Origin of the sequence: Paracoccus sp. (in: a-proteobacteria), from assembly GCF_030604785.1 — a bacterium.
Taxonomy (GTDB): domain Bacteria; phylum Pseudomonadota; class Alphaproteobacteria; order Rhodobacterales; family Rhodobacteraceae; genus Paracoccus.
On the sequence record NZ_JAUVVF010000008.1, the window covers coordinates 69,191 to 83,234 of the forward strand.

Below are 14,044 nucleotides of genomic sequence, written 5' to 3' on the forward strand. Positions count from 1 at the left end.
GCGGCTTTTTTGTTGGCCGGTCTCAGTTCCCGGAAAGCCCCGGGGGCGGGCCCCCGAGCCCTAGCCCCATGCCGCCGCCGGACGGAGCCGGGGCAGCCGGCGCCGAAGCGTCAGGCGCGGGCGCAGTCCCGGGTGCGGGTGTGGGCGCAGGCGCGGGGGTCGGCGTCCCACCACCCAGACCGCCGCCGAGGCCGCCACCCAGTCCACCGCCAAGGCCGCCCCCCAAGCCCCCGCCGAGACCTCCACCGAGGCCGCCGCCAAGACCACCGCCGCCGCCCATCGGGATCTCGATGCGGATATTGGTCGTGTCCACGACGGGCCCGCGGTAATGCATCACCATCTGCGGGAAGGCGATCACCGCCGCGATCATCAGGATCTGAAGCCCCACGAAGGGAGCGGCGCCGCGATAGATGTCCATCGTGCTGACCGCCTTGATCATCCGCCCCGTCACCTTGTCGCGGTAATCGCGCCGCGGCGCGACCGATCGCAGGTAGAAGAGGGCAAAGCCCACAGGCGGCGTCAGGAACGAGGTCTGCATCGTCACGGCCAGGATCACCCCGAACCAGACCAGATCGATGCCAAGCGCGTTCGCGGCCGGGATCAGCAGCGGCACGATCACGAAGGCCAGTTCGAAGAAGTCGAGGAAGAAGGCCAGGAAGAAGATGATCGCGCAGACCACCACCAGGAAGCCGATCTCGCCCCCGGGCAGCGCGGTCATCAGGTCGCGCACCCAGATATGCCCGTTGATCGAGTAATAGGTCAGCGAAAAGACCGTGGCCCCGATCAGGATGAACATCACGAAGGACGACAGCTTGACCGTGGCCAGCAGCGCCTGATTGACCACGCCAAGCGACAGCCGCCCCTTGAGCCCGGCCAGGACCAGCGCGCCGACCGCGCCCATCGCGCCGCCTTCGGTCGGAGTGGCGATGCCCAGGAAGATCGTGCCCAGCACCAGGAAGACCAGCGCCAGCGGCGGGATCATCACGATGATGACCTGCCGTGTCATCGGCGACAGAATGTTCAGCCCGCTGACCCGGTCGAACAGCGCCAGCAGAAGCAGCACGACCACCGTCAGCGCCGCCGCCCAGATCCCGCCATCCTGCCCGAGGGCCGAATCCAGCCAGCCGGCCGACAGCCAGTAGAACCCGATGGCAAAGACCAGCGCCGCGATCAGCGACCACCCGCCCGAGCCGAGCGGACGCGCCTCGGGCGGCAGGGCCGGCATGGCCGAGGGGCGCAGGAAGGACATGACCAGAACGTAAAGCAGGTAGATCCCCGTCAGGACCAGCGCCGGGACCATGGCGGCCTTGTACATGTCGCCCACCGACCGGCCCAGCTGGTCGGCCAGCACGATCAGCACCAGCGAGGGCGGGATGATCTGCGCCAGCGTCCCCGAGGCCGTGATGACCCCCGAGGCCAGCCTGCGGTCATAGCCGTAGCGCAGCATGATCGGCAGCGAGATGAGACCCATCGAGATGACCGAGGCCGCGACCACGCCCGTCGTCGCCGCCAGAAGCGCGCCGACCAGCACGACCGCATAGGCCAGACCGCCCCGGATCGTGCCGAAAAGCTGGCCGATCGTGTCCAGCAGATCCTCGGCCATGCGCGAGCGTTCCAGCACGATCCCCATAAAGGTGAAGAACGGAATCGCCAGCAGCGTGTCATTGCGCATCACGCCGAAGACCCGGTCTGACAGCGCCTGAAGAAGGTTCCAGCCCAGGTTCACCTGGTCGGACAGGGGCGTCAGGAAGACGCCGAAGAAGAAGAACAGCAGACCGTTCGCGGCCAGCGCGAAGGCGATCGGATAGCCGAAGAGCAGGAAGGCGACCATCGAGAAGAACATGATGGGCGCCAGATTGTGGGCGATGAAGTCGATCACTTGCGGCTCTCCGGGGTCTGGTCGATGCGGTCGTCCTGCATCCCTGCGGTCATCAGTTCCGCCTCGCGATGGGCGCTGTCCTGCACCGAGACGGGGTCGGGGATCAGGCCGCGCATCACGGCGATCTTCTTGAACAATTCGGAAAGCCCTTGGAAATACAGCAGGATGAAGCCCGCCAGCAGCGCGGCTTTCGCGGGCCAGATGATCAGCCCGCCCGCATTCATCGACACCTCGCCCGCATTCCACGACCGCATCAGCGAGGGCTGGACCAGCCAGATCATGATCCCGGTGAAGGGCAGCAGGAACAGCAGCGTCCCCAGCAGGTCGATCCAGTGCTGCACGCGGCGCGACCAGCGGCCATAGATGATGTCGATGCGGATATGCTCGTTCTCAAGCAGCGTCCATGCGGCGGCCAGCATGAAGGCCGTGCCGAACAGATACCATTGCAGTTCCAGCCAGGCATTGGACGACATGCTGAAAACCTTGCGCACCACGGCATTGACCGCGCTGACAAGGATGGCGGCAAGGATCAGCCAGGCGACCGACTTGCCAATCACGGTTGTCACGCGATCGATCGCGCGCGATACGGCCAACAGCCCGTACATTGTTGTCCTCCCTCTGGCGCGGGCCGGTATGGCCGACCGGTTGTTCCGGCTTATGCGCATCCCTCCGGCCTAAGCCGGATGCGGTCACCGGTCAAGTTCCTCGCGGCGGGCAGGGCGCGGCCCGTCGGCGCGATGCTCAAACCAGCAGCGCCAGCGCGACCAGCGCCGCCGTTTCCGCAAGGATGACCCCCGCGCCCAGCACATCGCCCGTCTGCCCGCCCAGCAGCCGCCGCGCCCGCCGCGCCACCGCCGCCGCCGCCACACCCGCCGCGACCAGCGCCGCCAGCGCAGGAAGCAGGGGCAGGACCGCCAGCGCCGGCACCGCCACCAGAGCGATCACGACCAGCAGGGCCGATGCCCGCGGGCTGCCCGCATCATGGCCCAGACCATCCGGGCGCGCGGGCGGCAAAGCGCGCATCAGTCCGACCGCCGCCGCCCTGCCCGCTGCGGCCGAGGCGACCAGGGCCAGCGGCCCCAGCATCGACAACGCCGCCAGACGCAGCCCGTAGCAGGCCAGCAGCGCCGAGGCGCCATAGGCGCCGATGGTCGAATCGCGCATGATCCGCAGCCGCTCGTCCGTGCTGCGCCCTCCCCCGGCATCGGCGAAATCGGCCAGCGCGTCCTCGTGCAGCGCGCCGGTCAGCCAGACCAGCAGCGCCAGCGCCAGCGCGGCGGGCAGAAGCCCCTGCCCGAACCACCACAGCGGCAGCGCCGCGATGGCGCCGATGACGGCGCCCGCCAGCGGAAAGGCCCACAGCGCCGCGCCAAGCGGCAGGACCTGCGGCGGCAGGAAGCGGTCAAGAGGCAGGCGGCTGAGAAAGACCAGCGCCAGGACAAGTTGCTGTGCCCTAGCCCGCAATGCCCGCCTCGGCGAAGGTGGCCATGCCGTTGTGACATTCCAGCGCCGCGCGCAGCACCATCAGCGCGACCGCCGCGCCCGAGCCCTCGCCCAGCCGCATGTCCAGCGACAGGACGGGCTGCATGGCAAGCGCGGCGATCAGGCGGCGATGGCCCGGCTCGGCGCTTTCGTGGCCGATCAGGCAGTGATCCAGCGCCCCCTTGTCGTCACGCGTCAGCACCGATGCCGCCGCCGAGCAGATGAAGCCGTCGAGGATCACGGGAATGCCCGCCTCTCGCGCGCGCAGGATCGCGCCGCAGATCGCCGCCTGTTCGCGCCCGCCAAAGGCCGCAAGCGTCTCTGCCGTGGTCGATGGGGCGTGGCGCGCCAGCCCCTCGGCCACGGTGAGCGTCTTGCGGGCCAGCACGTCGCCCGCGGCACCGGTGCCGGGGCCGACCCAATCCTCGGCCCGGCCCCCGAAAACCGCAGCCGCCAAGGCCGCCGAGACGGCGGAATTGCCGATCCCCATCTCGCCCAGGATCAGGATGTCGGCATCCGGATCTACGGCATCGGCGCCCGCCTGCATGGCCTGGGCGACCTCGGCCGCCTCCATGGCCGGGCCTTGGGTGAAATCGGCGGTCGGGCGGTCCAGATCCAGCGCATGGACCGACAGATCGGCCCCCGCCACGCGGCAAAGCTGGTTGATCGCCGCCCCGCCCGCGCGGAAATTCTCGACCATCGCCTGTGTCACCGAAACCGGAAAGGGAGAGATCCCGCGCGCCGCGATGCCGTGATTGCCCGCAAAGACCAGCGCCTGCGCCCTGTCGATGCGCGGCCTGTCGCGCCCCTGCCAGCCCGCCATGAAGACCGCCAGATCCTCGAGCCGGCCAAGCGAGCCGGGGGGCTTGGTCAGTTCGGCCTGCCGCGCGCGGGCGGCATTGGCCGCGCTTTCGTCAAACTGGCGCATCAGGATCATCCTTTCCCGGTTTCAGTCTCAGCCCCTGCCCGGCTGCGGCCAGCCAGACCTCGTGGGCGATGGCGGCCACGGCCTGGTTCATCAACCCGTGATCGTCACGGAATCGCCGCGTCAGCGGGTCCATCGGCACGATGCCCTGCCCCAGTTCGTTCGTGACCAGCACGACAGGACAGGATTGCTGACGTAACGTCACAGCCAATGCGCCGAAATCCGCCTGACCCCGGTGGTTGGACAGCCACAGCGTCAGGCAATCGACCAGCCGCGCCCCCTGCCCGTCGCTGTCGGAAAGCGCCCGGCACAGGTCCAGCGGTTCCTCGATCGTGGTCCAGCCCTGGCCGCGACGCCGTTGATGTCGCGCGATTCTTTCCGACATCTCGCTATCGCGCGCCTCGGCCGTGGCGATGTAGATCAGGGGCAGCCCATGGCGCGCCAGCAGGCGTTCGGCCAGATCGGACTTGCCCGACCGCGCGCCGCCCGTGACCAGCGTGATATGTCCGTTCGCTTCCATGGGCCGCATCTGTTCCACAGCTTGCCCGGCCTGTGAAGCGGGAATGCGTCTTGCCGAAGACGCCGAGTTGCATAATGTGCACCCTATTCCGGTGCAGAAGACACCGACACACAACTTGGAGGAGTTGGAGATGAAACGCTTCGTCCTGACCACGGCGCTGGCCGCCACCCTGGCCATGCCCGCCTTTGCCGTTCAGCCCGCCGAGGGCGAGACCCTGGCCGAGAACCAGACCTATACCTACTGGCTGCTGGACGCGATCAAGTCGCTGGACCCGGCCAAGAACACCGATGTCGAGGGTTCGGACGCCCTGCGCTCGCTGTTCGAGGGGCTGATGACCGAGGACGCCGAGGGCAACATGGTCCCCGGCGTGGCCGAGGATTACGAGGTCAGCGAGGACGGCCTGACCTACACCTTCACGCTGCGCGAGGCGAACTGGTCGGATGGCAGCCCCGTCACGGCGGATGATTTCGTCTTTGCTTGGCAGCGCGTCGTGACGCCCGCCACCGCATCCGAATACGCCTGGTACATGGAGCTGATGAACGTCGCCAACGCGACCCAGATCATCGCGGGCGAGATGGAGCCGGCCGAACTGGGCGTGCGCGCGCTCGACGACCGCACGCTGGAGGTGACGCTGACCGCGCCCACCCCCTATTTCCTGAACACCCTGTCGCATGCCACGACCTATCCCGTGCCGCGGGCCGTGGTCGAGGAACATGGCGACAACTGGACCCGTCCCGGCACTCTGGTCGGCAACGGCGCCTTCACGCTGGCCAGCCACAATCTGGGCGTCGAGATTGTCTTCCAGAAGAACCCCGAATACTGGGATGCCGACAATGTCGTGATGGAGACCGTGCGCGGCGTCACCGTGAACGACAACAACGTCGCCCTGACCCGCTATCAGGCGGGCGAGCTGGACCGCGTGCAGATCCCGGCCGGCCAGTTCCCGCGCCTGTCCGAGCAATTCCCCGATCAGGCGGTCTCGGTCCCCTATGGCTGCTCTTACGCCTATGTGTTCAACCTGTCCGACAAGGGCCCCGAGGCGCTGAAGGACCAGCGCGTCCGCGAGGCGATGGCCCTGTCGCTGAACCGCGAGGTGATGGTCGACCAGATCCTGCAGGGTGGCCAGCGCGCGGCCTATACCTGGACGCATTGGGCGATCAACGGCTTCGCCGAGCCCGAGGGCGGCATGGCCGACATGCCTTACGAGGCCCGCGTCGAGCGCGCGCGCGAGCTGCTGGAGGAAGCCGGCTACGGCCCGCAGAACCCGGTCCGCCTGACGCTGCAATACAACACCGACGAGAATCACCGCCTGCTGGCCATCGCGGCGCAGCAATTCTGGCGCCCGCTCGGCATCGAGATCACGCTGAACAACGTGGAATGGGCGGTCCATACCGACCGCCTGCAGAACCAGGATTTCGAGATCGCGCGTTATGCATGGTGCGCCGACTACAACGAGGCCTCGACCTTCCTCGACTGGTTCCGCACCGACGGCTACAACAGCGGCAAGTGGTCGAACGCGGAATTCGACGAATTGCTGGCCGAGGCCCGCACCGCCGATGACACGACGCCGCTCTACCGCCGCGCCGAGGAAATCCTGGCCGCCGAGGTTCCCGCGACCTGGGTCTACCACTACGCCAAGGTGGACATGATCAACCCGGCGATCCGCGGCCTGCCGCGCGAGAACCTGCTGAACACCTGGTACGCCAAGGACCTGTATCGCGTCGCCGAATAAGGCGTCCTGTCTGTCGTGATCGGCCGGGGCGGTGCTTACCGTCCCGGCTTTCGGTTTTCCGGTTCCTTCCGCAGGAAAGGCCCTTGCCATGTTCGGATTCGTGCTTCGACGACTGGCGGTGGCGATCCCCACGCTGCTTTTGCTGATCGTCTTTTCCTTCGTCCTGATGAGCCTTGCGCCGGGCGGCCCCTTCACGGGCGAACGCGCGCTGCCCCCCGCCGTCCTTGCCAATCTCGAGGCGCAATACGGCCTGAACGAGCCTCTCTGGCGGCAGATCTGGAACTATGTCTGGAACATCGTCGTCCATTTCGATTTCGGCCCCAGCTTCGTCTATCCCGACCGCAGCGTGAACGAACTGATCGCCGCGGGCTTTCCGGTGACGCTGACCTATGGCGCGCTGTCCTTCGTGGCGGCGGTGGTGCTGGGCGTGTCGCTTGGGGTCGTGGCGGCGATCTGGCACAATTCCTGGCTGGATTACCTGGCGGTCGGCATCTCGATCGGCGCGCAGGTCCTGCCGAATTTCGTCATGGCGCCGCTGTTGGTCTTGGTCTTCACGCTCTGGTATCGCCTCCTGCCCGGCGGCGGCTGGAGCTTCAACGACCCCTCGTTCTGGATCATGCCGGTCATCGCGCTGTCGACCAGCTACATGGCCTCGATCGCGCGGATAACCCGGTCCTCGATGCTCGAGGTGCTGGGCAGCAACCACATCCGCACGGCCCGCGCCAAGGGAATGCCCGAGCATCGCGTCATCCTGCGCCATGCGCTGAAGCCTGCCATGCTGCCCGTGATCAGCTATCTCGGCCCGGTCTTCGTGTCGATGATCACCGGCTCGGTCGTGATCGACATCTATTTCTCGACCGGCGGGATCGGCAAGGCGTTCGTGGATAGCGCGCTGAACCGGGACTATGCCGTGATGATGGGCGTGACGATCCTGATCGGGGCGCTGACCATCCTCTTCAACCTTCTCGTCGATGTGCTTTACGCATGGATCGACCCCAAGATCAGGTATTGATCCCATGGTCATCGATCAACAGAAGATGCAATCGCTCTCGGCCCGGATGGTCGAGGCCGAGGTGAAGGGCCGCAGCCCTTGGGCCGATGCCCGGCGGCGGTTCTTCCGCAACCGGGCCGCGATGCTGGGCCTGACGATCCTGGTCCTGGTGACGCTGTTTGCGCTGTTCGGCGGCGCCTTCGCGCAATGGTCCAACGAAGAGCTGGATTTCAGCGTCATGGGCCGCGTGGCCGAACTGGGCGCGCCCTCGCTGGCCAATGGCCACTACTTCGGCACCGACAATCTGGGCCGCGACCTTTACGCCCGCACGGTGCAGGGCACGCAGATCAGCCTGATGGTGGGCGTCGTCGGCGCGGCCATCGCGGTGATCGTCGGCACGCTTTACGGCGCGACGGCGGGCTATATCGGCGGGCGCACCGACCAGATCATGATGCGGGCGGTCGATATCCTGATGTCGATCCCCTACATGTTCGTGCTGATCCTGCTCTTGGTGATGTTCGGCCGGTCCATGTCGATGCTGTTTCTGGGCATCGGCCTGATCTCGTGGCTGGACATGAGCCGGATCGTCCGCGGCCAGACACTGAGCCTGAAGAACCGCGAATTCGTCGAGGCGGCCCGCGCGACGGGCGTGTCGTCCTTCCGCATCATCATCCGCCATATCGTGCCGAACCTTCTGGGCGTCGTCGCGGTCTACGCCACGCTGCTGGTGCCGCTGATGATCCTGACGGAGAGCTTCATCAGCTTCCTAGGCCTCGGCGTGCAGGAACCCCTGACCTCGTGGGGGGCGCTTATCTCGGAAGGGGCAGGCACGATGAACTATGGCACGCTGTGGCAGCTGGCCTTCCCGCTGTTCTTCTTCGTCATCACCCTGTTCGGGTTCTTCTTCGTGGGCGACGGCCTGCGGGACGCCCTTGACCCGAAGGAGCGCTGAGATGGCCCTGCTGGACATCACCGGCCTGTCGGTCGGCTTTCAGACCCATGACGGCATCGTGCGCGCGGTGCAGGATGTGAACCTGTCGCTGGACCAGGGCGAGACGCTTGGCATCGTGGGCGAATCGGGCAGCGGCAAGTCGCAGCTGTCCTTCGCGATCATGGGACTTCTGGCGCGCAATGGCCGCGCCTCGGGCAGCGTGCGCTTCGACGGGCAGGAAATCCTGAACGCGCCGCCCAAGGTCATCAACCGCATCCGGGCCGAACAGATCGCGATGATCTTCCAGGACCCGATGACCTCGCTGAACCCCTATATGCGGGTCTCGGACCAGATGGCCGAGGTGCTGGTCCTGCACAAGGGCCTGTCGAAACGCGATGCCGTGGCCGAGGCCGTGCGGATGCTGGACGCCGTGCGCATTCCCGATGCCAAGGGGCGGGTCAGGCTTTATCCGCACGAATTCTCGGGCGGGATGCGGCAGCGGGTGATGATCGCGATGGCGCTGCTGTGCCGTCCGCGCCTGCTGATCGCGGACGAGCCCACCACTGCGCTGGACGTGACCGTGCAGGCGCAGATCATGCAGCTTCTGGCCGATCTGCGCCGCGATTTCGGCATGGCGATGATCCTGATCACCCATGATCTGGGCGTCGTCGCCGGATCCTGCGAGCGGGTCGCAGTCATGTATGGCGGGCGCATCCGCGAGACGGGGCCGGTGCGCCCGATCTTCGCCGATCCGGCCCATCCCTACACGCAGGGCCTGCTGGATGCGATCCCGCGTGTCGATCAGCTTGACGAAGAGCTGCGCGCAATACCCGGTCAGCCGCCGAACATGAGCCGCCCGCCCTCGGGCTGCGCCTTCGAGCCGCGCTGCCCCTATCGCCGCGCGGAATGCGCCGCGATCGATCCGCCGCTGGAAGGTTTCGCACCCGGCCGCGCGCGCGCCTGCCTTGCCGGACTGGACGAGTTGCGCGAGCGGCGCATGCGGGCCGAGCCGCGCCCCGATCTGGTCGCGGCGGGCGAGGGCGCCGCCGAAACCGACCTGCCCGCCACCGACCTTCCCGAGGGCGCGGTCGCGGGTGCCGGGGCGGCCGGTTCCACCCCCTCCCCCCAAGAGGAGACGAGGCCATGAGCGACCTTCTGACCGTGCGCGACCTGCGCGTCACCTTCAGCCTGCGCCGCGAGGGGGCGATGCCCTGGGCCAGCCCCACCCTGCTGCGCGCCGTCAACGGCGTCGACTTCACGCTGCGCGCCGGCGAAACGCTTGGCATCGTGGGCGAATCGGGCTGCGGCAAGTCCACGCTGGCCCGCGCCCTGATCGGGCTGGTCCCGGCCACCGGACAGGCGGAATGGATCGACGGGCGCGACCTTCTGAACCTGACCCCGCGCCAGATGATGGCCTATCGGCAGGACATCCAGATGGTCTTTCAGGACCCGCTGGCCAGCCTCAATCCGCGCATGACCGTGGGCCAGATCATCGCCGAGCCGCTGGTCACGCACCGCCCCGACCTGCCACGCGCCGAGATCCGCGAGCGCGTGCGCGCCATGATGGAGAAGGTCGGCCTGCTGCCCAACCAGATCAACCGCTATCCGCACGAATTCAGCGGCGGCCAGTGCCAGCGCATCGGCATCGCCCGCGCGTTGATCGTGGAACCAAGGTTGGTCATCTGCGACGAGCCGGTCAGCGCGCTGGATGTGTCCATTCAGGCGCAGGTGATCAACCTGCTGATCCGGCTGCAAAAGGAACTGGGTCTGTCTCTGATCTTCATTGCGCATGACCTGTCGGTCGTGAAACATGTCAGCGACCGCGTGATGGTGCTCTATCTGGGCAAGGTGATGGAACTGGCCTCTGCAAGCGACCTTTATGGCAGCCCGCAGCACCCCTATACGCAGGCGCTGCTGTCGGCAGTGCCCGTGCCTGACCCCACGGTCGAGGCCGCGCGCACCATCGTGCCGCTCAAGGGCGACCTGCCATCGCCCATGAACCCGCCCTCGGGCTGCGTCTTCCGCACCCGCTGCCCGCGCGCCGAGGCGCGCTGCGCGGCAGAGGTGCCGGCGCTGGCGGGCGGCGATCACGCGGTGGCCTGCCATTTCCCCGGCCCCCTGACCGAGGCCGAGATCGCCCGCGCCCGCGAGGTCGCCTGACATGAAGCCGCCCGACGGACCGGATTTTTCGGCCCGTTGGGCAGCCCTTCGCAACATCCCGCCCTTCCTGCGGATGGTCTGGCAGGCAAGCCCCGCGCTGACGCTGGCCATGATCGCGCTGCGCCTGGCGCGCGCGATGGTGCCGGTGGCGATGCTGTGGCTGGCCAAGCTCATCATCGACGAGGTCGTGGTCCTGTCCCAGAGCGGCGGGCCCGCGACGCTGGCCGGATGGTGGGACAGCGGGCTGGCCGATACGCTGCTGGTTCTGGTCGCGCTGGAACTGGCGCTGGCGGTGGCGCAGGACCTTCTGGGCCGCGCGGTCAGCTATACCGACGCGCTGTTGCAGGAAAAGCTGGTCATCGACATCTCGATCCGGCTGATGGACCATGCGGCGGGGCTGGACCTTGCCTCGTTCGAGGATGCCAGCTTTCAGGACCGGCTGGACCGCGCCCGCCGCCAGACGATGGGGCGCATCCCGCTGCTGGGGCAGGTCATGCAGCAGATGCAGGACGTGCTGACCGTTGCCAGCTTCGCGGTGGGGCTGATCCTCTACAACCCGTGGCTGGTCGCGCTGCTGGCCTTGGCGCTGATCCCCTCGCTGATGGGCGAGATGCATTTCAACGCCCGCACCTATGCGTTGAACCATGCCCGCGCCGCCGATCGGCGCGAACGCGACTACCTGCGGATGATCGCCGCCACCGCCGAGACCGCCAAGGAGGTCAAGATCTTCGGCCTCAGCCCCTGGCTGCGCGACCGTTATCTGACGCTGGCCCGGCGCTTTTATGAGGAGAACCGCGCGATCCAGCGCCGCCAGCTGACCGTGATGGCCGCGCTGACCGCGCTTGGCACGCTGGCCTATTACGCGGCCTTTCTGTGGATCATCGCGCGCACGCTGACGGGCACGCTGACAATCGGCGATCTGACCTTCCTGTCGGGCAGCTTCCTGCGCCTGCGCGGCCTGATGGAGGGGCTTCTGTCGGGCTTTTCCCGCATGGCCGGTGAGGCGATGTATCTTGACGACCTGTTCGATTTCTTCACCGCGAGGCCCCGCATCGCCTCGCCCGAGCGGCCGCTGCCGGTGCCGCAACCCATCCGCCAGGGCTTTCGCTTCGAGGGGGTGGGTTTTCGCTATCCGGGCCGCGAGGCCTGGGCGATCCGGGGCATGGATCTGGAACTCGGGGCGGGCGAGACGGTCGCGCTGGTGGGCGAGAACGGCGCCGGCAAGACCACCATCGTCAAGCTGCTGGCGCGGCTCTATGACCCGGACGAGGGGCGGATCACGCTGGATGGGCGCGACCTGCGCGACTATGATCTGGACCAACTGCGCGCGACGGTCGGCGTGATCTTTCAGGATTTCGTCCGCTACGCGGTGACCGCTGCGGAAAACATCGCCATCGGCCGGATCGAGGAGCGCGACGACCGCCCCCGCATCGTCACCGCCGCCGAACGTGCGCTGGCCGATCAGGTCATCGCCAAGCTGCCGCAGGGCTATGACCAGATGGTGGGCAAGCGCTTCGCGCGGGGCCTCGATCTGTCAGGGGGCGAATGGCAGAAGCTGGCCATCGCCCGCGCCTATATGCGCGACGCGCAGCTTCTGGTGCTGGACGAGCCGACCGCCGCGCTGGATGCCCGCGCCGAATACGAGATCTTCCAGCGCTTCCGCGACCTGACGCAGGGACGCACCGCGCTGCTGATCTCGCACCGCTTCTCAAGCGTGCGGATGGCGGACCGGATCATCGTTCTGGAAAACGGCCGCGTGCAGGATCAGGGCAGCCATGCGGAATTGCTGTCGCGTCCGGGCCGGTATCGCGAATTGTTCGAGTTGCAGGCGCAGGGCTACCGCTAGAACAGGCTGCCCAGCACGATCACCGTCACCAGCGCGACGACCGGGATGGCGACGGCCACCACGAAGATGTCCGCATAGCTCTTGCGATGCGTCATGCCGGTGATCGCCAGCAGCGTGATGACCGCGCCGTTATGGGGCAGCGCATCGAACCCGCCCGAGGCCAGGGCCGTCACGCGGTGCATCAGCTCCATGCTGATCCCCTGCGCCTGACCCATTGCGGCGAATTCCGCGCCAAGCGTGTTCAGCGCGATGGACATGCCCCCCGAGGCGCTGCCGGTGATCCCCGACAGGACCATCACCGCCACCGCCAGCGAGGCAACGGGATTGTCGGGAAAGAAACCCAGCACCGCATCGCGCACCATCAGGAAGGCCGGCAACGAGGCGATGACCGCGCCATATCCCACGACCGAGGCGGTGTTCAGGATCGGCTGCAACGAGCCCATCGTGCCCTCGTTCACGCTGTGGCGCAGATCGGCGAAGCGCCGCCAGTTCAGCGCGATGGCCAGACAGATCGACAGGACCAGCGACACGATGATCGCCCAGAGCCCCGCCACCGCCGACAGCGTCGTCTGCCCGTATTCCGGCAGCGCCAGATAATCGGTCGCAAGGCGCGGAAAGACCAGCCAGGTCAGCACCGCGTTCAACACGATCACCGCCACGACCGGCAGCACGGCCAGCGCAAAGGGCGGCAGGTCGGCATTCTCGGGCAGGCTGGCATCGGCACCCGTGGCGGGATGGGTGCCGTAGCCCTCGCCCCGGCTTGCGGCTGTGGCGGCGCGGCGGTTCAGCCACAGCGTGCCGCCCGCCAGCATGATCAGCCCCGCCAGCGTTCCCAGCACCGGCGCGGCAAAGACATTCGTGCCGAAGAACGGCATCGGGATGGCGTTCTGGATCGCGGGCGTGCCGGGAAAGGCGCTCATCGTGAAGGTGAACGCGCCAAGCGCGATCGTCGCGGGCAGCAGGCGCTTGGGGATGTCCGCGCGCCGGAACAGAGCGCTGGCGATGGGATAGACCGCGAAGGCCACCACGAACAGCGACACGCCGCCATAGGTGATCACCCCGCAGGACAGCACCACCGCCAGAATGGCCCGCTCGGCCCCCAGCCGGGCGATGATCCATTCCGCGATGGACCGCGCCGCGCCGCTGTCGGCCATCACCTTGCCGAAGATCGCGCCCAGCAGGAACAGCGGGAAGTAGAGGATGACGTAATCGCCGAGCGCCGTCATGAAGACCTGCGTATAGCTGGCCAGCAGCGGCACGCCCCCTGCCATCGCCACGGCCAGCAGCGCCAGCAGCGGCGACAGGACCAGCACGTTGATCTCGCGGTAGGCCAGCACGATCAGCAGAACAAGCGACAGCACGATCCCGAAGAGACCCATCCGCATATCCCCCTTGCCCACGGTCAATCAAAACGCCCCAGAGGGCGCGTCGATGGTTTCACCCCAGGCGGCGGGATGCAAGATGCTGCGATGCAGAAAGTGCCAGGGCGGTGGTAGGGGTAGAGGGACTCGAACCCCCATGCCTTGCGGCGGAGCATTTTGAATGCCCTGCGTCTACCATTCCGCCATACCCCCGGAC

Annotated in this window: 12 protein-coding genes and 1 tRNA gene; 6 read left to right on the forward strand and 7 right to left on the reverse strand. The window is 67.4% G+C overall.

Going from position 1 to position 14,044, the window contains the following annotated elements; translation table 11 throughout:
• Window positions 1-22: 22 nt before the first annotated feature.
• The 5 genes from QAR72_RS04645 to cobU form a co-directional block, all read right to left on the reverse strand.
• Window positions 23-1,879, reverse strand: coding sequence for a TRAP transporter large permease (locus tag QAR72_RS04645; RefSeq protein ID WP_304616195.1), 1,857 nt, complete (start codon window positions 1,877-1,879; stop codon window positions 23-25).
• Entirely contained in the window at window positions 1,876-2,484 is a 609-nt protein-coding gene (locus tag QAR72_RS04650) for a TRAP transporter small permease subunit (protein ID WP_304616196.1), read from the reverse strand. Before QAR72_RS04650 ends, QAR72_RS04645 begins: the two co-directional genes overlap by 4 nt.
• Before the next feature lie 136 nt (window positions 2,485-2,620).
• Window positions 2,621-3,343: an adenosylcobinamide-GDP ribazoletransferase gene (gene cobS, locus QAR72_RS04655; protein WP_304616197.1), complete on the reverse strand. Its 723-nt coding sequence runs from the start codon at window positions 3,341-3,343 to the stop codon at window positions 2,621-2,623.
• Complete coding sequence (gene cobT, locus QAR72_RS04660; protein WP_304616198.1) at window positions 3,333-4,289, reverse strand: nicotinate-nucleotide--dimethylbenzimidazole phosphoribosyltransferase; 957 nt, start codon at window positions 4,287-4,289, stop codon at window positions 3,333-3,335. Before cobT ends, cobS begins: the two co-directional genes overlap by 11 nt.
• Window positions 4,276-4,806: a bifunctional adenosylcobinamide kinase/adenosylcobinamide-phosphate guanylyltransferase gene (cobU, locus tag QAR72_RS04665; protein ID WP_304616199.1), complete on the reverse strand. Its 531-nt coding sequence runs from the start codon at window positions 4,804-4,806 to the stop codon at window positions 4,276-4,278. The genes cobT and cobU overlap by 14 nt, the downstream gene beginning before the upstream one ends.
• 130 nt (window positions 4,807-4,936) lie before the next feature.
• Here cobU and QAR72_RS04670 point away from each other — a divergent pair, with 130 nt between their 5' ends.
• From QAR72_RS04670 to QAR72_RS04695, 6 genes are all read left to right on the forward strand, one after another.
• Window positions 4,937-6,538, forward strand: coding sequence for a peptide ABC transporter substrate-binding protein (locus tag QAR72_RS04670; protein WP_304616200.1), 1,602 nt, complete (start codon window positions 4,937-4,939; stop codon window positions 6,536-6,538).
• Window positions 6,539-6,626: 88 nt separating this feature from the next.
• Window positions 6,627-7,550 carry an oligopeptide ABC transporter permease OppB gene (gene oppB, locus QAR72_RS04675; protein WP_304616201.1) on the forward strand — a complete coding sequence of 308 codons (924 nt, stop codon included), beginning with the start codon at window positions 6,627-6,629 and terminating at the stop codon, window positions 7,548-7,550.
• Window positions 7,551-7,554: 4 nt separating this feature from the next.
• The gene (locus tag QAR72_RS04680) at window positions 7,555-8,481 is read left to right on the forward strand and encodes an ABC transporter permease subunit (RefSeq protein WP_442953550.1); all 927 of its coding nucleotides are present in this window, start codon (window positions 7,555-7,557) and stop codon (window positions 8,479-8,481) included.
• Window position 8,482: 1 nt separating this feature from the next.
• A complete protein-coding gene (locus QAR72_RS04685; protein WP_304616202.1) occupies window positions 8,483-9,607 on the forward strand; it encodes an oligopeptide/dipeptide ABC transporter ATP-binding protein in 1,125 nt (374 codons plus the stop codon).
• The gene (locus QAR72_RS04690) at window positions 9,604-10,620 is read left to right on the forward strand and encodes an oligopeptide/dipeptide ABC transporter ATP-binding protein (protein WP_304616203.1); all 1,017 of its coding nucleotides are present in this window, start codon (window positions 9,604-9,606) and stop codon (window positions 10,618-10,620) included. Before QAR72_RS04685 ends, QAR72_RS04690 begins: the two co-directional genes overlap by 4 nt.
• A gap of 1 nt (window position 10,621) precedes the next feature.
• A complete protein-coding gene (locus QAR72_RS04695; protein WP_304616204.1) occupies window positions 10,622-12,466 on the forward strand; it encodes an ABC transporter ATP-binding protein in 1,845 nt (614 codons plus the stop codon).
• Here QAR72_RS04695 and QAR72_RS04700 read toward each other — a convergent pair.
• Together QAR72_RS04700 and QAR72_RS04705 are read right to left on the reverse strand one after the other, a co-directional pair.
• Entirely contained in the window at window positions 12,463-13,851 is a 1,389-nt protein-coding gene (locus QAR72_RS04700) for a GntP family permease (protein ID WP_331497641.1), read from the reverse strand. The two genes, QAR72_RS04695 and QAR72_RS04700, sit on opposite strands and share 4 nt — an antisense overlap.
• A gap of 105 nt (window positions 13,852-13,956) precedes the next feature.
• A tRNA-Leu gene (locus tag QAR72_RS04705) sits at window positions 13,957-14,040 on the reverse strand.
• Window positions 14,041-14,044 lie beyond the last annotated feature (4 nt).